24 protein-coding genes are annotated in these 19,721 nt (G+C 45.8%); all 24 read right to left on the bottom strand.

From position 1 onward, the window contains the following. Positions 1-2 precede the first annotated feature (2 nt). Positions 3-1,100 carry a flagellar biosynthesis protein FlhB gene (gene flhB, locus C7R92_RS19700; protein WP_069849265.1) on the bottom strand — a complete coding sequence of 366 codons (1,098 nt, stop codon included), beginning with the start codon at positions 1,098-1,100 and terminating at the stop codon, positions 3-5. Beyond that, complete coding sequence (gene fliR, locus C7R92_RS19695; RefSeq protein WP_069849267.1) at positions 1,097-1,879, bottom strand: flagellar biosynthetic protein FliR; 783 nt, start codon at positions 1,877-1,879, stop codon at positions 1,097-1,099. The genes flhB and fliR overlap by 4 nt, the downstream gene beginning before the upstream one ends. 3 nt (positions 1,880-1,882) lie before the next feature. Continuing rightward, the gene (gene fliQ / locus C7R92_RS19690) at positions 1,883-2,152 is read right to left on the bottom strand and encodes a flagellar biosynthesis protein FliQ (RefSeq protein ID WP_007719290.1); all 270 of its coding nucleotides are present in this window, start codon (positions 2,150-2,152) and stop codon (positions 1,883-1,885) included. 30 nt (positions 2,153-2,182) lie between these two features. Continuing rightward, entirely contained in the window at positions 2,183-2,944 is a 762-nt protein-coding gene (gene fliP / locus C7R92_RS19685; protein ID WP_069849269.1) for a flagellar type III secretion system pore protein FliP, read from the bottom strand. After that, positions 2,941-3,621 (bottom strand): flagellar biosynthetic protein FliO, encoded by a 681-nt coding sequence (locus tag C7R92_RS19680; protein WP_017249319.1) that lies wholly within the window; start codon positions 3,619-3,621, stop codon positions 2,941-2,943. The genes fliP and C7R92_RS19680 overlap by 4 nt, the downstream gene beginning before the upstream one ends. Further along, positions 3,621-3,983, bottom strand: a complete 363-nt coding sequence (locus tag C7R92_RS19675) for a response regulator (protein WP_007719294.1) — start codon at positions 3,981-3,983, stop codon at positions 3,621-3,623. The genes C7R92_RS19680 and C7R92_RS19675 overlap by 1 nt, the downstream gene beginning before the upstream one ends. A 36-nt stretch (positions 3,984-4,019) precedes the next feature. Further along, positions 4,020-5,381 (bottom strand): flagellar motor switch phosphatase FliY, encoded by a 1,362-nt coding sequence (gene fliY / locus C7R92_RS19670; RefSeq protein WP_017249320.1) that lies wholly within the window; start codon positions 5,379-5,381, stop codon positions 4,020-4,022. Further along, positions 5,374-6,369 (bottom strand): flagellar motor switch protein FliM, encoded by a 996-nt coding sequence (gene fliM / locus C7R92_RS19665; protein ID WP_017249321.1) that lies wholly within the window; start codon positions 6,367-6,369, stop codon positions 5,374-5,376. Before fliM ends, fliY begins: the two co-directional genes overlap by 8 nt. A gap of 39 nt (positions 6,370-6,408) precedes the next feature. Then, complete coding sequence (locus tag C7R92_RS19660) at positions 6,409-6,864, bottom strand: flagellar basal body-associated FliL family protein (protein ID WP_017249322.1); 456 nt, start codon at positions 6,862-6,864, stop codon at positions 6,409-6,411. Positions 6,865-6,879: 15 nt separating this feature from the next. Next, a complete protein-coding gene (locus tag C7R92_RS19655) occupies positions 6,880-7,101 on the bottom strand; it encodes a flagellar FlbD family protein (protein ID WP_017249323.1) in 222 nt (73 codons plus the stop codon). A gap of 70 nt (positions 7,102-7,171) precedes the next feature. Then, on the bottom strand, positions 7,172-7,990 hold the full coding sequence (flgG, locus tag C7R92_RS19650; RefSeq protein ID WP_017249324.1) for a flagellar basal body rod protein FlgG: 819 nt from the start codon (positions 7,988-7,990) through the stop codon (positions 7,172-7,174). Positions 7,991-8,091: 101 nt separating this feature from the next. After that, positions 8,092-8,487, bottom strand: coding sequence for a TIGR02530 family flagellar biosynthesis protein (locus C7R92_RS19645; protein ID WP_069849272.1), 396 nt, complete (start codon positions 8,485-8,487; stop codon positions 8,092-8,094). Between the two features lie 24 nt (positions 8,488-8,511). Beyond that, on the bottom strand, positions 8,512-9,735 hold the full coding sequence (locus tag C7R92_RS19640; protein WP_106835382.1) for a flagellar hook-length control protein FliK: 1,224 nt from the start codon (positions 9,733-9,735) through the stop codon (positions 8,512-8,514). Between the two features lie 61 nt (positions 9,736-9,796). Continuing rightward, complete coding sequence (locus C7R92_RS19635) at positions 9,797-10,699, bottom strand: MotE family protein (protein WP_069849276.1); 903 nt, start codon at positions 10,697-10,699, stop codon at positions 9,797-9,799. Positions 10,700-10,711: 12 nt separating this feature from the next. Continuing rightward, positions 10,712-11,158, bottom strand: coding sequence for a flagellar export protein FliJ (gene fliJ, locus C7R92_RS19630; RefSeq protein WP_017249328.1), 447 nt, complete (start codon positions 11,156-11,158; stop codon positions 10,712-10,714). 1 nt (position 11,159) lies between these two features. Further along, entirely contained in the window at positions 11,160-12,479 is a 1,320-nt protein-coding gene (gene fliI, locus C7R92_RS19625) for a flagellar protein export ATPase FliI (RefSeq protein ID WP_106835381.1), read from the bottom strand. After that, positions 12,476-13,294, bottom strand: a complete 819-nt coding sequence (gene fliH / locus C7R92_RS19620; protein ID WP_106835380.1) for a flagellar assembly protein FliH — start codon at positions 13,292-13,294, stop codon at positions 12,476-12,478. The genes fliI and fliH overlap by 4 nt, the downstream gene beginning before the upstream one ends. Further along, positions 13,278-14,291 (bottom strand): flagellar motor switch protein FliG, encoded by a 1,014-nt coding sequence (fliG, locus tag C7R92_RS19615; RefSeq protein ID WP_007719331.1) that lies wholly within the window; start codon positions 14,289-14,291, stop codon positions 13,278-13,280. The genes fliH and fliG overlap by 17 nt, the downstream gene beginning before the upstream one ends. A 12-nt stretch (positions 14,292-14,303) precedes the next feature. Then, positions 14,304-15,893: a flagellar basal-body MS-ring/collar protein FliF gene (gene fliF / locus C7R92_RS19610; RefSeq protein WP_017249331.1), complete on the bottom strand. Its 1,590-nt coding sequence runs from the start codon at positions 15,891-15,893 to the stop codon at positions 14,304-14,306. 30 nt (positions 15,894-15,923) lie between these two features. Further along, entirely contained in the window at positions 15,924-16,220 is a 297-nt protein-coding gene (fliE, locus tag C7R92_RS19605) for a flagellar hook-basal body complex protein FliE (protein ID WP_017249332.1), read from the bottom strand. Positions 16,221-16,238: 18 nt separating this feature from the next. After that, a complete protein-coding gene (gene flgC / locus C7R92_RS19600; protein ID WP_017249333.1) occupies positions 16,239-16,697 on the bottom strand; it encodes a flagellar basal body rod protein FlgC in 459 nt (152 codons plus the stop codon). A 2-nt stretch (positions 16,698-16,699) separates the two neighbouring features. Further along, positions 16,700-17,113 carry a flagellar basal body rod protein FlgB gene (gene flgB / locus C7R92_RS19595; RefSeq protein WP_017249334.1) on the bottom strand — a complete coding sequence of 138 codons (414 nt, stop codon included), beginning with the start codon at positions 17,111-17,113 and terminating at the stop codon, positions 16,700-16,702. Between the two features lie 373 nt (positions 17,114-17,486). Then, the gene (gene codY / locus C7R92_RS19590) at positions 17,487-18,266 is read right to left on the bottom strand and encodes a GTP-sensing pleiotropic transcriptional regulator CodY (protein ID WP_016743316.1); all 780 of its coding nucleotides are present in this window, start codon (positions 18,264-18,266) and stop codon (positions 17,487-17,489) included. Between the two features lie 40 nt (positions 18,267-18,306). Further along, positions 18,307-19,704 carry an ATP-dependent protease ATPase subunit HslU gene (gene hslU / locus C7R92_RS19585; protein WP_279629824.1) on the bottom strand — a complete coding sequence of 466 codons (1,398 nt, stop codon included), beginning with the start codon at positions 19,702-19,704 and terminating at the stop codon, positions 18,307-18,309. Between the last annotated feature and the right edge of the window lie 17 nt (positions 19,705-19,721).

Below are 19,721 nucleotides of genomic sequence, written 5' to 3'. Positions count from 1 at the left end.
ATTTATTTCACTTTCCCTTGCAGCTTGTAGACGTACGCGAGAACTTCCGCGACCGCTTTAAACATCTCTTCGGGAATTTGTTGCCCAACTTCAACTTGACTATAGAGAGCCCGGGCCAAGGGCTTGTTTTCCATGGTAACGATACGATGCTTTTTCGCTACTTCCCTTATTTTTAATGCTAGATAGTCTTGCCCTTTGGCGATTACCGTCGGTGCACTCATCGCACTTGCGTCATAGCGAACGGCAACAGCAAAGTGAGTCGGGTTCGTAATAATGACATCCGCTTTGGGAAGCTCCTGCATCATACGGCGAATGGCCATACTTCTTTGCCGTTCACGAATCTTCCCTTTGATAAGCGGATCACCTTCCGCTTGCTTATGCTCGTCCTTGAGATCCTGCTTGGACATCCGCAGATTCTTTTCATGCTCATAACGCTGATAGGCGTAGTCCAGAATCGCGAGAATGAAAAGCAATAACCCGAGATAGATTCCCAGCTTTGTCACCTCTTCGGCAGTAAACGATAGGACTGCTCCGAGAGACAATAAGGAAAGCTGTACAACTTGTTCCTTTGCATTCCACAAAATGACGTACGCGACATATATGCCTGCGCTTATTTTCAATAAAGATTTCAGTAGCTCTACGAGCGAGCGTAAGGAAAAAATTCGTTTTGCCCCTTTAATCGGATCGATCTTTTCCAGTTTCATTTGAAGGGGTTCTGTACTAATTAGCCAGCCTACCTGCATGTAGTTCACCGCAAATGCGACAAGAAAACTCAAGCCCAGAATAGGTCCTACAATTTTTATCGCTTCAAATACGAGCTGCATCACGATGACTTTTAAATTTTCTTCATTTAATTGCCACGTGGTGTATGTAATCAATGACTCCCGCATCAAATCTTGAAATGTGCCTAGCATGGTAGAGCCAAGCATCATTAACAGAAAGAAAAATGCTGTCAAAGATAGGGCTGGGGAAAGATCCTGACTTTTCGCGACTTGCCCTTTTTTTCGTGCGTCTTGCTTTTTCTTGGGCGTAGCTTTTTCTGTCTTTTCCCCATTAAAAAATTGAAGATCTACTTGATAAGAAAGCCTCAATTGATTCATGGTGATCCTCCGAGCGATTTCATCATTTCTGCAAGTGCCCGGAACATGTTCCCAAACAATCCGTTCAGGGTCAGCAAGAACGCAGGCATCACCACGATAAGCAGTAAAAAGCCCGCAAGCAGTTTAATGGGCAAGCCCACCACAAAGATATTAAACTGCGGGACAGATTTGGCGATAATACCAAGAGAGAGATCAACCAGAAACAATGCAACGACGATAGGCGCCGCAATCATAAATGCACTCACAAACATCGTTTGAAATGTTTTTACTGCTGTCATCATGACGTTTTCGCTTCCGAAAGCCGCCCACATGATGTCCACCGGTATAACCTGGTAACTGCTTATCACACCTTGTATCAGCATGTGATGCCCGTCAATACTGAAAAAGTACAGGACAGCCAGAATGTTTTTGAAGTTACCTGTCACCGGGATATATGTACCCGTTTTGGGGTCAATCACGTTTGCCATTGCAAGACCCATCTGCATGTCCATCAGTCCGCCGGCAACCTGAATGGCGATAAACATCATTTCACATATGTAACCAAGAATGACACCAACAAGCGCTTCCTTCATGACATACAGAATAAATGTCAAATCCATCGGAATCTCGCCTTGCACCGGCAAGGATTGAAAACTGATGACGGCCATGACAAATGCAAGACCGATTTTAAACTGATTCGGTACACCACGAATGGAAAAGAACGGAGCCGTTACAAAAAAGGCACTCATTCGGACAAAAACAAGCAAGAATACGGGCAGATACATCAGAAAAAGATTCATATGCTACCCAACAAAACGATGAAGGTTACCGAAGATCCCCATCGTAAAATCAAGCAGTACCCGAAGCATCCATGGACCAGCAGCCAAGATCACGACAAATACGGCCACGATCTTTGGAATGAAAGCGAGTGTCTGCTCCTGAATTTGTGTCGTTGCCTGAAAGACACTGACCATCAAACCGACCAGTAAGGCGACCCCAAGTGCGGGTGCCGAAATGAGCAGGATGGTATAAACAGAGCTTTGGGCAATCTGCATAAGTAATTCTTGTGTCATGCTCTACCTCCTGAGGCATTCGGAATGTCGCTAAAAACTGGTCAAAAGTGATCTCACAATGAGATACCAGCCGTCCACCATGATGAACAATAAAATCTTAAACGGCAATGAAATCATAACCGGCGGTAACATCATCATCCCCATCCCCATCAAAATACTGGAGACGATCATATCAATTACGAGAAAAGGAATGAATATCATAAAGCCGATCTGAAAAGCCGTCTTCAATTCACTAATGGCAAAAGCAGGTACCAGTGCATTCAAAGGAATATCTTGGATCGATTTTGGTCGTTCGGCTTTTGTGTATTCCAGAAAAAGTGCTAAATCTTTTTCACGCGTCTGCTTTGCCATAAATTCCTTAAAGGGGATGACTGCTGCGTCAAGTGCCTGCTGTTGCGTTAGCTTGCCTTGCATAAATGGCTGCACGGCTGTTTCGTTTACTTGTCCGAGTGTCGGAGCCATAATGAAAAATGTCATAAACAACGCAAGGGCAATCAATACCTGATTCGGTGGCATTTGTTGAGTTGCCAACGCATTTCGTACAAAAGACAAGACAATCATAATTCGCGCAAAACTGGTCATTAAAAGCAAAATCGCTGGAGCTACAGATAGTACTGTCAAAATCAGTAACAGCTGAATGGCCGTCGATGTCTCCTGCGGTGTTCCTGTTCCGCCGCCTATCTTCAAATCAATGCTCGGAACAAGCGGTGTCCCCGCTGGCGCCGCCATGACCATATCAGGTACGGATAGCAACACTGCGACAAGCATCAGCACCTGCAAAAAATATTTCATTTTTGGTCCCCTCTGTCCTGAGCTTGCTCTTTCTTCCAATGTTCTGTTTGGTTTGGACGATTTTTCAAGTCGTTCCATTGACCCTGCAACAGATCTTGAAAGCTTTTGCCGTCCATATCAGAAGAAAACAAGATTTCTTCTTCTGCCTGCTTCTTCTTACCGAACGGGAGCCACTCTAGCGAGAATGGGCTTTTCATTGGTTTGATCTCTGCGTCAGCTAAGATCAGATCTACCTCTTCACCCGGTTCGATCCTACGAAGCAATTGAACGTTTTCTCCCACGCCCACGATGTACAATGACTCGCCGATCATAACAACCTGAAGTGTTTTGCCATTGCCTAACGCAGTAGCGCTAATCACTTTAATTGGTCCATGACTTTGAGCCCCTTGACGTCGACCAAGAAAACGGAGCAATAAAAAGATCAATACTGCAATAAAGCCAAGCGAAAAGATGACTTGAACTAGATACCCGATCATACTTCCTGTTCCGCTGCCCGGAATGGCCGCCGGCTGTTCACTGCCGGCGGGCGCATTGCTAGTTGGCACTTTTCCCTGGTTGTACGCATCCGCTACTGAACCTTCCGCAAATGCGGTACTCGGCAGGGAGGAGACGAAAAGCAACAGGATCAGACTGAAGGCTAAAATGAGTCTTGCCCCTGCATTCCGGATCATCATCATTAGCTCATTGTCTTTTTGATCGCTTCCAAAACGCGATCCGCCTGGAATGGTTTTACGATGAAGTCTTTTGCGCCCGCCTGGATCGCATCGATTACCATCGCTTGTTGACCCATCGCGGAGCACATGATCACACGCGCGTTAGGATCCAATTTTTTAATTTCTTTCAATGCAGAAATTCCATCCATCTCTGGCATGGTAATATCCATGGTTACGAGATCAGGTCCCAATTCTTTATACTTTTCAACTGCTTGTGCACCGTCACTTGCTTCCCCTACGACGCTATACCCGTTTTTCGAAAGAATTTCCTTGATCATCATACGCATGAATGCTGCATCGTCTACGATTAAAACTTTGTTAGACATGAATAGCTCCTCCCTAATGCTTCCCTCTTGATTGGATTATTGTAATTTTTGAACACGATCTATCTGACTGATGATGTCTGTAACACGAACCCCAAAGTTCTCATCAATGACGACAACCTCGCCCTTGGCAATTAGTTTGTTGTTCACCAAAATATCTACATGCTCACCTGCCAGCTTGTCCAACTGTATAATCGATCCAGCGGACAAGTCAAGGATTTCTCTAATAAGCTTTTTCGTACGACCTAACTCAACTGTTACTTGCAATGGAATATCGTGAAGCAGGTTTAAGTTCTGTATGTCTCCTGTATACATAGGAGCACCTCCAAGCGGAGCAAATTGTGCTGGTACTACATTCGCCTGACTAGCTGCAAGACCTCCGAAATGCTGTGGTGTTGGCGGAGCCATTGGAGGCTGCTGATACATACCTGGGTACGGAGCGTAGCCTGGTGGCATCATTGGTTGTCCATACGCGTCAGGATACATCGGCGGCTGTCCTGGGTAGCCCATTGGCTGTGCGTAACCCGGTTGTTGCTGATACACCGGTTGTTGCTGTTGTGGCGGCGCTACAGGCGGTACGTGGCTCTGTGGTTGCTCCGGCGCACTTGATTGGATAGAAGGAGCCGACAGACTCATAGCAGGCAGAGAAGGCATCTCTATCTCATCTATGAGGGCGGCCACTGCTGCTTCATCCTCTGAACCTCCAACCAATCTATCAATCATCTTTTTCGCAAAGGAAAGCGGGAGAAGCTGCATAATATTGGAATCGATAAGTTCGCCTTGCTCTCCTACCTTTAAGCGGAAAGATACTTTCACCAGAGGACTGTCATCATCAGAGAAGCTGTCTCCACCCTTGCCTTGCGCCAGATCCATTACATCGATGCCAGGTGGCGTAATATTAATGAACTGGTTGAAAATCGTCGACATGGACGTAGCAGCGGAACCCATCATCTGATTCATTGCTTCCTGAACCGCGCTGATATGAAGCTCTGACATTTCAGTGCTCGCTGGTCTGCCGTCTCCGCCCATCATCAGATCCGCGATAACTGCAGCATCTTCCATGCGAATGACTAGCAGGTTAATTCCTTTGAAACCGTCTGTATATTCCACGTGGACGGCCACGTGAGGAATCGGAAATTCGCTTTCCAATTCATCGACATTAACTACGGAAACAGTAGGGGTAGTAATATCTACTTTTTGACTTAATAAAGTAGATAACGCGGTAGCTGCGCTCCCAAAGGAGATATTACCAATTTCTCCGAGTGCATCTTGTTCAAACGGGGACAGAAAATCGGCAACATCCTGGGTCACTGCCGACACAGCTTCCTCTTCGTCCTCAACCAAGTTGTTCGCACGTAACAGCGCGTCAATCTCGTCTTGAGAAAGCATATCTCTACTCATTTTGTTCCTCCCCCTCCTCTATGACTTCATCAATCTGTACGGCGACCCTTCCTTTAAGTGTTCCTGGCTGACCCAAGAACTTTAAGTGGTCGCCCACTTTAATTTTCAACTTGTTGTCGATTGATTGATCTAATTGAATGACATCACCTTTTTGCAGCTGCAGGAAATCTCCTACTGTAATCGTAGCTGTCCCCATTTCAGCAACAATCGGCAATTTTGCAACTTTTACTCGCTCTTCTACACGCAGACGCTCTTCTTCATCCCGCGTTTTCTTTTGTTTGGAGAACCAGTATTGTCCAGACAGCTTTGTCATGATGGGCTCCAGTACCACGTGAGGCAAACAGAGATTGATCATTCCTGTTGTATCGCCGATTTTGGTACTAAAGGAGATTACCACGACAATCTCGTTAGGTGAGACGATCTGCATGAACTGTGGATTCATCTCCAAACCTTCCTGGTACGGATCTAGCTCAATGATTTGCTTCCATGCCTCGTGGAAAGTATCCAGCGCTTTGCCGAATACGCGTTCCATCACCGTTGTTTCAATTTCCGTAAGGGCGCCCATCTTTTCCGGAATCGCCCCCTGTCCTCCCAGAAGTCGATCCAGCATAGTATAGGCGATGTTTGGATTTACTTCCAAAACCATTCGTCCTTCCAGCGGAGGAGCTTCAAAGATGTTCAAGATGGTCATCTTGGGAATAGAACGTATAAATTCGTCATACGGCAATTGATCGACGGAGGCAACCGTAATTTGCACGAAGGTACGGAGCTGAGCTGAAAAATACGTAGTCAACAGCCTCGCGTAGTTTTCATGGATTCGCGTTAAACCACGGATCTGATCTTTTGAGAATCGCAGGGCGCGTTTGAAATCATATACTTTGACTTTACGCTCAGTTTCTTCCTTTTTCAGCTCGTTGGCATCCATTTCGCCCGAAGATAGGGCGGCCAACAGCGCATCAATCTCACTCTGTGAGAGAACCTCGGCCATATGTCGTCACCTCCTTGCTATGTATACCATAATCGCTTCCTATGACAAGACGCGTTTGGTTGTCACTACTTGAACAATCTTACCTTCTTGCATCAGGGAGCTGATTTCATTCATAATTTTTGCTTCCAGCTTGTTCACACCTTCAGTACCTTTTATGTCTTCTGGTGTCAACCCCGCCAATGTTTTAATAATCACTTGATTGACTTGCGGCAAACGCTGCTCCAGCTCTGTTTTAGCATCAGCACTGTCGGCCGTAATGCTAAAGCGTACAATCATGTAATTATTCGTTAGCAAGTTCGTAGTAATTTCGCCAGTGTCAACGGAGAACTCTTTCATTTCCTCTGCCGTGAGCGTCTTCACTTCTTGCTCTCCCGTCGTGGCTGTTTGCGCATCCGGAGAGAGATACGTTTGCCAGAGTACAAACGAGATCACTCCCAGTAGCGATATCGCGATGATAATGATTAGAGCCATGTTAAACAATCGATTTTGAAACATCGCTAATGCCTCCCGCTATTCATTTGAATCACCCGGCATTTTCGGTACAGATGTTGCCGGAGGAACATTATGATAAAAAGCCTGAACACGTTCAGCGATGGATTCCACCGAATCCTTCACGATGTACTTTCTGTCGTTGAATAGCGTGATTACGCTATCCGGAGTTGCTTCAACAGTTTCAATGTGAGTGATGTTCAGATAAAAAGTAGAGCCGTTAAAACGAGTTAACTTAATCATTGGCTGCTCCTTTCCGGATCAGGCTGGGGAAGGCTTAGAACACTTCCCCGGCCAATTCCGTTAAACGAATTTATCGTTTCAGGTTCACCAGTTCTTCTAATACTGTGTCAGATGTCGTGATGATCCGAGAGTTTGCTTGGAAACCGCGTTGTGCCACGATCATTTCTGTAAATTCTTCAGAAAGGTCAACGTTGGACATTTCCAGTTGTCCTGCGATGATGCTGATTCGTGCATCTGCTGGAGTAGCTGGAGTCATTGGATCATCATCACGTGCACCGGCGTTCACTGTGTTTTCGTAGAGGTTGTTACCGATCTTCTTCAAACCACTTGGGTTGTTGAAGGTCATTACGCCAATAGTATTGTCCGAAGCAAGTGCTCCAGTATCATCCACAGTCGTAACTACGCCATCCTTACCAATGGAGTAAGAAACAATTCCATCTGCTTGGTTGATTTGGATTGGAGCCGGATCAGTGTTCATCAACTTCATCCCTTGGGAGTTCACCAAGAAACCTTGGGCATCACGAGTGAAGTTCCCTGCACGCGTGTAATAGATGGTTGCCCCTTCATCAGGACTGACCATGAAAAACGCGTCTCCTTCGATGGAAAGGTCTGTCGGCAGGTTTGTTGTCATTGGGCTACCAGCAGAGAAAACAGTATCAATAGAAGCAATGGAAGCACCCAGGCCGATTTGCGTCGGGTTTGTACCGCCTTTACCACCATCTGTAGGAGCACCAGCCCCTTGAACGTTTTGGCTCAAAATATCTTGAAACATTACACGACCCTTTTTAAAGCCAACTGTGTTTACGTTCGCGATATTGTTACCAATAACGTCCAATTTTGTTTGAAAACCACGCATGCCTGAAATACCTGAGTACATTGAGCGAAGCATAGTTATTTCCTCCTTTACCTTCTCATTTACAGCGGCTACCTCTGTCAGTCGGTAGCCGAATGGGCTTCCTCAAAAGGAGGTCCAGCCCAGTAAACAGCCACCTACACGAAAATGGCACTGTCGATGTTTGTAAATACGTTGTCCTTCATGCTGCCATCGTCTACGGCGGTAATAATTTTCCGATTTACGATGCTCACGACGTAGGCCACATTATCCATCATAACGAGAGACTCTCTGGCGCCTTTGGCGGCTGCTTTTTGCACAGCGGACTCCAAACGCTCCAGCTGCGGTCTTTCTAGCGTAATGCCCCGCTCCTGCAAGCGATTGACGGCATGCTGGCTAAAACTAAGTGGCTCCGACTTGGTTGCAGCGCCAATCGATTCCGTCAAATACTGCTGAAATAACGTGTTGTTTCCCGGAGCAGTTTGGGTAGTAGCTTTTGCGACGTGATTCGTTTTCGGAGGAAAATAGGGTTGCCCCACACGAAAATGGTTCATGGCGCTTCCTCCTTATATCCAATCCTAGACGATGTCGTCAATGCCGCGAGCCGTTTCCCGCAATCGATCCCATAGCACATCTGTTGATTCATTGCTGTCTACCAGGGCATCGAGAGCAAATTCTTGCTCGTCTTTATCTTGCTGTTGTCGATTCTCTTGCTGTTGTCGTGCTTGTTCACGCTGCTGTTGGAAGTTAAAAGCTGTATCCTGCTGCTGGTTTACCTCCAAGCGATCAACTTGCAAGCCTTGTTGTGTCAACGCAGCTCGAAGCTGCGGAAGCTGATTGTCCAGCATATCCTTTCCAGCCTGTGTTTCGGCATGGAACTGTGCTGTAATCACTCCATTTTGGGAAGTAATGGTTACATCTACTTGGCCCAAAGATTGTGGATTCAGAATCAGCCTTGCCTCATGTACGCCATTAAGTTGCGTCAATTGCATCTTGGACACGAAAAGTTGTGTGACTTGCTGTGTCAGCTGATTGGCGTTCACATGATGTGTTGGAACCGACTGTTGCTGAAAGGTCTGTACCGATTGTGTCTGCGTATTAGATGAAGCAATAATCGGTGTCTGACTATTTCCATTCAACATGCCCTCTTGCGCATCGCCCTCTTGATTCAAAAGGCCGCCTTGCAGGGTAGGCTGTACAGTTTGAGACTGAATCCCTGCCTCTAGCTTGTAAGCCGAGAGACCTTGATTCAACCGTAGTGGTGAAATCGTCTTAAACGTGTCTTGCTGGGTTGTGTTCATGTTTGCCATCACATCTGATCGCAAGTTCAGGCCACTTCTTTTCGACTCTTCCGTATTTCCTTTTTGATTCTTCAGGGATTCGAGAAGAGCTGCCAGCTTGTCCAGTTCATTTGGAGTTGCTTCCCCTTTTTTCAGGTTAGCTAGAATCTGCTTCAAATCCTCACTCACTTGACCAGCATTTCCTTGCGCTTTACCCAAAAGTTGTTCAATTGCAGTTGCAAATTTTTCTTGGGCATCAGGCGGTAATTCGTCTTGCGTAGTTTGACCAGAGCCAAGCAGTTGGGCAAATAATGCCATGAGCTCAGCTAATGCTAGCATTTCCTCTTCACTTAAACCCTCTGGCGCAACCATTGTCTCTTCTGCGTTTCCCACTTGATCCAACATCTGCATCAATTGCATGGAAAACATTTGACCTAAACCAGTTCCTCCCGCATTTGCCACAGGTGTCGCTGTAACAGATCCTGCTGATCCTACGGCAGGAGTCAAATTGGCCACATTCATCTCGTTCACCTCCTCTTTTTGAATTGTTGCTTATAGGAACGAAAACAGATGATTGCTCAATCTATTTTCGAAGCAACTCTGTCGTGATGCGAGCCGCCAGATTGTCTTTTTCTTTCTTGTCGTCATTGGCGATCGCTGAGAGAGTTTGTGCCCGCTTATTCGCAGGCAAATCTTTCATTAAAGCAATGGCTTGGGCCTTGTTAGTATTCATGAGTGAACGAATGATGGCAGCAGCATCCGCTGGCGGCAATTGAGTAAATGTATTGTTTAGATCCTCATTCGATTCAGACCCATCACGCGTATTGCTAAGCGCCTTTGTAAGAACATCTACACGTTGCTGTAGAGCAGCAATGTCATCATCTTTGTTCACTACTGAATCTTTTAACAAGATCGAAATATCGGCAGCTTTCTTCGGTTCCATCTTCGCCAAAATGTCAGCTTGTTGGGCAGGTTTCATTTTGGTCATAACCGTCACTGACTCTTCCAGCTTGAGATTTTCAATAATGGCTGCCGCATTTTTGGGTGACATGGTTGTATACACTTTAGCCAAATCTGCAAACTGCTTCTGACGTTCTTCCTCAGTAGCACGTTTATCTTCCATTGCCTTGTTTAAATCATCAATCTGCTTTTCCAGCGCCACAATAGTGGCGTCTTTCTTTGTTGACTCTTCTTGTAAAGCGGTAATCTGCTGCTGGTTTTTTGCATGATCTTGTTGTAGGGTTGCCACTTGTTTGTCCATGTCAGGTTGTTCTTCTGAGTCGGGAGTTGCCGCATATTCGTCCGGGACTAATTTTTCCACGTACGGTATGGAGTTAGCCCAGTGGAGAACAGTCCCTAACACGTTTACTCCGAGCAAGCTCAGGAGCACACCGCCAAGGAGGCTGGCAAACAGTGCAGGAATGACAATCATATAAAAGAACCATTCCCACCTGCCGTATTCCCGTTCTTCTTGGATTTCTTCCATTTGGAACCTCCCTCAGTAGCTTCGGCGAAGATAGAGCTGCGTACCGATCTCATCCAACTCTTTTTGCTCTTTTTGCTTCTGGTCGTCCAGAAATTGGTGGAGCGACTTTTCCCGAAGGCGTTGCCATAGTTGGGACTCTTTCATACGTTCCGTCAATCGTGACTGACAGCGTTCCACATCCTGTTCACAACCGTGCAAGGTATGTTGCTGATTCTGGATGGATCTCGCAACAGATTGCTGATATTGGGTAATGGAAATGAGCTGTGCAGCACTGCATGTCTGCATCTGTACTTCCTGAAGCTTCACCGTCATCTCGTCATGATGTTCGGTTAGTTGAGTAAGCTTCCACTCTTCTTCGTTTTTACGCTGGATCGACTTTCCGAAAGCCCACTCTGCTTGTTCTTTTTCTTTTTCCTTTAAATCAAGAACCTTTTGGAGATGAAACTGAAACACACGCACGTTAGTTCACTCCTCCGAAATGAGCTGTCAACGTTTGGATAGCGCCCTGCAAAGTAGATGTCTCATGCGTTCCTTGTGCCGTAAATCCAGAAATGATATCACGGTAGCGAATAGCCGCATCGATTTCCCGGTTGCTTCCCGGCTTGTACGCCCCAATATTAATGAGGTCCTCCGCTTCACGAAACGTAGCCAAATGCTTTTTCAGCTGACGAGCAGCATCCAAATGGTTACTATCGACGATTTCATTCATGACACGACTTACACTCGCCATCACATCAATGGCAGGAAAGTGACCTTTGTGAGCGATCTTCCGGTCAAGAACGATGTGACCGTCCAAAATCCCCCGCGCCGCATCCGCAATCGGATCGTTCATGTCGTCAGAATCAACCAGTACGGTATAAAAGGCTGTAATACTTCCCTTATCCGCTGTTCCTGCGCGCTCCATTAGCTTTGGCAACATCGCAAAAACCGATGGCGTATAACCACGCGTAGCCGGCGGTTCTCCGATTGCCAAGCCCACCTCACGTTGTGCCATGGCAAAGCGCGTGACGGAATCCATCATGAGCATGACATTCATTCCACGATCGCGGAAATATTCCGCTATGGATGTCGCAATCATTGCTCCCTTGATTCGAATCATGGCAGGTTGATCGGAAGTAGCTACGACAACAACAGACCGCTTTAGTCCTTCTTCCCCAAGATCGCGCTCGATAAACTCCATGACTTCACGGCCGCGTTCTCCAATAAGACCAATGACATTGATGTCTGCCGTAGTATTTCGGGCGATCATTCCCATCAATGTACTTTTTCCTACCCCTGATCCAGCGAAGATGCCGACCCGTTGACCTTTCCCAATGGTAAGCAGACCATCTATCGCTCTTACACCTACACTCAATGGTTCTTGAATGCGCGGTCGAAGGATCGGATTTGGCGGCATGTTGTTCGTAGGATAAGACGTCAGTCCAAATGGCAGTGAACCTTGATAGGGTCGACCCAATCCATCTAGGATCGAACCCAATATTTCTGGTCCAACTTTTACATCTAGTGAACGTCCTGTCGCGACCACATCACAACCTGGACCAATTTCGGTCAATTCGCCTAATGGCATTAACAGCACTTTGTTTTCGCGAAAGCCAACGACTTCTGCGATGATCGGTTCCTTTGTGTTAGCCGGATATAGATGGCATATCTCGCCTAATTTCACTTCTGGCCCTTGCGACTCAATAGTGAGTCCAACAACCTGTGTCACTTTACCATTCACGCGCATCGGATCTAATCCATGCAGCATGTACTTGTACTTCGAGAGATCTAGGATGCTCATGGAGCCTCACTTCCTCGGGCAATCGTAAGCAGCGCCTGTTTAATCTCCTCCATTTGTGTATCAATGCGGGCATCGACACTTCCCAAAGCAGTACGGATGACACATCCACCATCTTGTACGGTATAGTCAGGGTAAATGGAGAGCTCTGCTTGTCCATCTAACAATTCCAGAAAACCAGCACGATGTTCGAGCACATAATCGAAGTACTTATGGTTGACACATACCGTAATCTCGCCATAAACACGTGAGCGTCGGAGTGCCTTTTTCGTTATTTCCAGGACCTGCTCGGGATGCTGTTGCAATTCCTGTCCAATGATTTTTTTAGCGATTTCCATGCTGAGTTCCACTAGAAAAGGCTCCGCCTCAGCTATAATCTGTTTTTTTTCGGCAAACGCCTGTTCCAGAATGGTTTTTGCTTGGCTGAGTGTAGCTGTTTGCTCCTCGTATGCCTCACGTTTACCCGCTTCGAAACCTGCCTCCTGCCCTTCCGTCATAGCCTGTTCTTGTACTTGTTGAAACAACTGCGCAGCTTCCTGACGCTTTTGTTCCCACCATTCTTCCATCTGAGCAAGCGTCTCTTGTCTTAATTGCTCTGCTTGCTCCGAAGCTTGCTGCAAGATGCTTTGCGCGGTTTCTTCTGCATCTGAGATGATCGTTTTCGCCTCGATCTCAGCTTGATTAAAAATTTCCTGATTTTCTTGCAACCTTTCAGCAACTTCTTCCGTCTTAAGTGGTACAGGCGTTACCGAGAGGAGAAAAGATTCCTCAGAAGGCCGATAATTGGCGCTTTTGATGATCCTAGACAATGATATCATCTCCTCCACCGCGGGCGATGATGATCTCACCAGCCTCCTCTAAGCGACGGATAATTGCAACGATACGAGATTGTGCCTCTTCGACGTCGCGAAGGCGAACTGGGCCCATAAACTCCATTTCTTCTTTGAAGGTATCCGCCATCCGTTTGGACATGTTCCGGAAAATAACTTCCCGAACCTCTTCGCTGGATACTTTGAGAGAAAGTTGCAGATCGGCATTTTCCACATCGCGGATAACGCGCTGAATCGAACGGTTGTCGAGAGTAGCAATATCCTCGAAGACGAACATACGCTTCTTGATTTCTTCTGCCAGTTCTGGATCTTGAATTTCGAGGGAATCCAGAATCGTGCGTTCGGTTCCACGATCGACACCGTTGAGTACAGCCACGATCGCTTCGATCCCGCCTGCCTGCGTGTAATCTTGGGTAACAGTGGCAGAGAGCTTTTGCTCCAATACCTGTTCAACTTGAGCGATTACTTCCGGTGAAGTGCTGTCCATAGTCGCAATACGTTTCGCAACCTCTGCTTGACGCTCTTGCGGAAGAGCGGACAAGATCATGGCTGCTTGTTGAGCTTCCAGATAAGAAAGCACCAAAGCTATCGTTTGCGGATGTTCATTTTGAATAAAGTTAAGGATTTGACCTGGGTCAGCCTTTCTAGCAAAGTCAAACGGTCGAACTTGAAGGTTTGCCGTCAAGCGATTGATAATATCCATCGCTTTGGTCTCACCCAAAGCTTTTTGCAAAATTTCTTTGGCGTACGTAATCCCGCCTTGTGCAATTACCTCTTTGGCAACTGCTATCTGGTGAAATTCAGATAAAATTTTATCTTTTTCATCCGTATCCACTTTTCGCACATTGGCGATTTCTAATGTCAGTTGCTCGATCTCATCCTCACGTAAATGCTTGAACACCTGGGCAGAAACTTCCGGCCCGAGTGAGATGAGGAGGATAGCTGCCTTTTGTCGTCCTGACAACTCTTTAGCGCCGCGAGCCATACCATTCACTCCTTAATCTTCTGCTAACCAAGTACGAAGCAGAACAACAAACTCATCTGGTTTGCTTCGCGCCAATTTTTCAAGTTGCTTTCTGACCACTACCTGGTCTCCATCTTCTTGGTAAATCAAGTCTGGTATTTCGGCCGCGTTTAACGGTGTCAGCAAGTCTGGCAATTCGTCTTCTTCTTGTTGTTGCTTCGCTTGACTGCGTCTGCGATAAACGAGGAAGGCAACAGCAGCAAGTGCCAAGACTGCAATACCACCAACTGTCCAAAGAACAGCAGGACTTAGTGCACTGGAATCCTCAATCTCAGCTTTTCCTGAGAACTGACGAGGGAGTACAGAAATATGCTTGTCCAACTCAGCATCCGTTAAATCAGAAACCTGATCACTCAAAGTGACACGAACAACATTGCGCAACACTTGTTTGATGCTCTCGAGCGTAGCAGCATCCATCGTTCCACCAGCTGGCGGTTCTACCCCAACGTTGATTGTGATGTCTTCGATCTTGTACGGGCTTGATGTAACATTTCGTGTGATGCGATTTACTTCACGGTTAATCGTATCATTCAACTCTTCATATTGACTGTTACTTCCTTGTGGGGTAGCTCCCGGGTAATTTGTAACTGCATTGTTATTGGTTCCTGCAATTCCCCCTGGAGGTTGACCTTGTCCAGAGAAGGCTTTTGATAATTTTTGAGAAGAAATGATAAGTCCTTCGTTATTCTCTTTGTCAGGTGCCTCAACTATGTTCTCTACGCGATTTTCTTTGTCAAAGTTCATTTTGATGAACGTATGGACGATGACTTTATCGCGTCCCATGATTGTACCCAACAAGTTGTACAGGTTTTGTTGAATTTTCTTTTCAACATCCGCTTTGATTGTTTCCTGTTGCTTAAAGCTACTCAATGTGCCTTCGCTTTCATTGCCTTCGGAACGTTCTAGTGGATTGGAATACTGGTCTGTAATCGCAATCGCTTCCATCGGCAATTTCGGAACGCTTCGGGAAACAAGCAGATATAGCGAGTTAATTTGCTTTTGATCAAGCGTTGTTCCAGGTTCAACATCGACGATAACGGAAGCCGTCGCTGTATCCGGAGTCTCCGTCACCCAAACGCTTTCCTGCGGCAATGTAATCATCACTTGTGCGGAGCGTACACCTTTTACACGTTCCAGCATTTTGCGCAGCTCTTGTTGCAAAGCCTCTTTCTTCATGACATCAAATTGGCGATCTGTAACTCCAAGGGTACTGGAGAAAATTTCTGCATTAATTCCTGCTTGACTCGGAATACCTTGTGCAGCCAAATCGACAATGACATCTTGTGCCATTTTTTCTGGAACCTCGATACTTGTACCATTCCCCGTGATTCGATATGGAATTTGTGAAGCTTCCAACTCTTGCTTGATAGTCCCGATTTCTTGTTCACTCAATTTTTGGTTGTAGAGTGGTTTGTACACCGGCTGAGAAGCGATGTATATGTATAGACCAAGAGAAATCAAGAGGAAGAGCGAAATACCGAGAATCATCCATTTTTGTTTCTTGGAAAATTGGTTCCATTTTGACGTAATCTGGTCTTTGTATACTGCTAAACGTTCGTTCATGTTTCACCTCTCAAAGGATACCAACAACGATCAAATCGACATGCGCATGATTTCTTGATAAGACTCAATCATCTTGTTCCTGACCTGCATAGTCATTTGTAGCATCACGGAAGCTTTTTGACCTGCAACAGTCAATTGGTGCAAGTCGGTAATTTCTCCCGCTGCAAACTTGTCGGCAAGATTCGACGATTCTACTTGCGCCTGATTCACTTTATTCATGGCATCCGATAGAAACGATGAGAATTCTTGGGAAACTTCAGCTGGGGTTGGCTTGTTCACACTTGGTGTACGAATTGGCGTTAGTTGGGAGATTGCACTCATTTCCATTCCTTACTGTCACCCACTTTACTTGATTTCCAATGCTTTTAGCATCATCGATTTGGAAGCGTTCAGTGCTGTCACGTTGGCTTCGTATGATCTTGATGCAGAGATCATGTCCACCATCTCTTTCATCGGGTCGACATTCGGCATCAAGAGATATCCGTCTTGATCTGCATCTGGGTGAGATGGATCAAATACTCGCTTAAACGGAGTATTGTCTTCTTGAATCGATGTAACCTTTACACCTTGTCCACCCCGACTTCCTGAGACCGTCCCCACGGCTGCTTGCAGGAAGTTATCAAACGTTCCATTTGTTTGAGGTGACAACTCCACCATTTTCCTCCGATATGGCTGCCAGGCGCCATCTACGAAGTTTGCTCGAGTGGTTTCCGCATTCGCAATATTGGAAGAAATCGTATCCAATCGCAAGCGGTTAGCTGTTAAGGCAGAAGCACTTGTGTTAATTCCCTGAAACAAGCTCATCTTTATTTACCTCCACCCTCAATTACACTGCGTAGCTTTTGAAAATGTCCTGCTGTCAATTGCGTTAAACCACTGTACCAAATTTGGTTTTTGGCCAATTCTGTTGTTTCAGTTTCCAAGTCAACATCATTGCCACTGTTCTGAATGAAGTTATTCGGATTGGACACAACCTGTGGTACTGCAACTCCGCCTACATTTCCAAACGGTAGGTGTCGTTGATTGGTCCGATACGCTTCTAACTTGCCATTTCCCGCTCTTGCGTTCAACTCATCTTGCAAAAAGCTCTCGAAGATGACTTGTTGACTTTTGAATTGAGGGGTGTCTATGTTGGCAAGGTTGTTTGCGATCGTTCTATGTCGCAATGTTGCAGCGTCGAGTGATCTCTCCAGGACCTGCAGATGGTAACTATCCAGCATTTTTTCCTTCTCCCCCAATATGAGTCAATTACTTTCCCTAAATCCACCTATATTTCCTGTATTTTCGACACCCTAATACGATTCAATCATAGCAAAATCAATTTGGACAAAAAAGCCCCTTTTCATGACGTTTTTCAAAATGATTCAATGGGACTAAATCCCTTATCTTTCCTGTTTTTTTACTGCATTTTACAAGGAAACCATATTCAAACCATTGCAATCGTCGAGGTATGCATTAAAAATCATCATATAATTTATGGTAATAATGTGTCGTTTTTTGCTTTAATTAGGACTAAAGTCCCATGAGAAAAGGTGCAGCAACTTGAGTTGCTACACCTTTTGTTTACTTTCTTGTAACTTTTCGCAAGGTATATTACGAGGTTTTGAGCTTCTCCAGTTCAGGCAACAGCTTTTCATTCAGCACTTTAATGAAGGTACCTTTCATCCCCAAAGAACGGGATTCGATAACGCCCGCACTCTCCAACTTGCGCAGTGCGTTTACAATTACGGAGCGAGTAATCCCTACGCGATCCGCGATTTTGGAGGCTACGAGCAAGCCTTCTTTGCCTTCGAGTTCTTCAAAAATATGTTCAACAGCTTCCAACTCACTATAAGAGAGGGAACCAATCGCCATTTGTACAACCGCTTTGCTGCGTGCTTCTTCTTCGATTGCTTCAGAACGCTCACGCAAGATTTCCATACCTACTACAGTTGCCCCTACTTCTGCAAGAATCAGGTCGTCATCGACAAATTGATCGTTAATACGACCCAAAATCAGCGTACCGAGACGATCTCCTCCACCCATAATTGGAACAAGCGTCGTCCAACCTGTGCGGAATACTTCTTTCATTTCAACTGGGAAAATGGTGTATGGGCTATCTACATCCAGGTTCGCAGATGTTTCATCTACTTTCAGTAACCCCATGCTGTACTCTTCTGGAAAACGGCGCTCTTCCAGCATTTTACGCATACGGCTGTTATCCATCTCTTGATGAATCGCAAAGCCGAGAAGTTTTCCTTTGCGGCTTACAACATACGTATTTGCTTCGATAACGTCACTCAAAACTTGGGACATTTCATTGAAGTTCACGGCATGACCCGCGGATTTTTGCAACATGCGGTTAATTCTTCTTGTTTTTGACAGTAGATCCATCTGTATTTCCTCCTAATTATATGTGCTGCCTATCCAATGTTTATAAAATATATTGACTCAAGTCTTTGTTCCCCACGATTTTACCTAATTTCTGTTTGACATAATCGGGGGTAATCTGTACAACTTCTAGGTGGATTTCTGGGGCTTCAAAAGAGAGATCCTCCAGTAGCTTCTCCAATATGGTGTGCAATCGTCTAGCACCAATGTTATCTGTGCTCTGATTGACCTCAGCAGCGAGATGAGCGAGTTCCTGAATGGCTTCCGGTGTAAATTCAATACGCACCCCTTCTGTTTCCAAGAGGGCCACGTACTGCTTAAGCAACGCGTTTTTAGGCTCAGTCAAAATTCGGACAAAATCTTCAACGCGCAAGCTAGTCAGCTCCACCCGAATCGGAAAACGACCTTGCAATTCAGGAATTAAATCGGATGGTTTTGCCATGTGAAAAGCACCAGCTGCGATAAACAGAACATAATCTGTTTTGACAGGACCGTACTTAGTCATGACAGTTGAGCCTTCCACAATCGGTAAAATATCACGCTGGACCCCTTCACGGGATACATCTGGGCCACGCCCATCCTTACCCGCAATCTTGTCAATTTCGTCAATGAAGATAATACCGTGTTGTTCAGCTCGACGAATTGACTCCTGCGTAACTTCGTCCATATCCACCAGTTTTTGCGCTTCCTGCTGAATTAATACCTTTCGCGCATCTTTTATTCGCAATTTTCGTTTCTTCATCCGCTTAGGCATCAGGCTACCGAGCATATCCTGCATTTGCATCCCCATTTGTTCTGTACCCGGAACCTGGAACATGTCAAACATCGAAGGTGATTGATCTTCGACTTCAATCTCAATCATTTGCTCTTCTAACTGGCCATTCGTCAATTGCCACATGACTTGTCTGCGTTGCTGCTGGATCGACACTTCTTCTTGATCAGAGGTATCCTGCTGCTGTTGCTGCTGTCCACCGAAGAACATCTCCAACGGATTTTTGAACGAGTTCGACTGCTTGCGAGATGGGACGAGTACGTCCACAATCGCTTCATTCGCAAGCTTCTCGGCTTTCTCTTTCACCGACTCTACTTTTTCCTGTTTGACCGTACGGATAGAAGCTTCCACCAGATCACGGACCATCGATTCTACATCGCGTCCTACATAACCGACTTCCGTAAACTTGGTTGCTTCTACTTTAATAAAAGGAGCACCTGTCAGTTTTGCAATCCGACGTGCAATTTCCGTTTTTCCAACACCAGTAGGTCCGATCATCAAGATGTTTTTTGGAACAACCTCTTCAATCATTTGCTCTGGCAAACGACTGCGACGATAGCGGTTGCGAAGCGCTACAGCAATAGCTTTCTTGGCTTGTGCCTGCCCGACAATGTATTTATCCAAATGCTCTACGATCTTACGCGGGGTTAATTGCTCAAGATTCAGCACAGTAGGTTCCTCCCTTT

The organism is Brevibacillus porteri (assembly GCF_003013475.1).
Lineage (GTDB): Bacteria > Bacillota > Bacilli > Brevibacillales > Brevibacillaceae > Brevibacillus > Brevibacillus porteri.
Note: the sequence above shows the minus strand (reverse complement) of the source record. Positions and strands in the feature narration are given on the sequence as shown.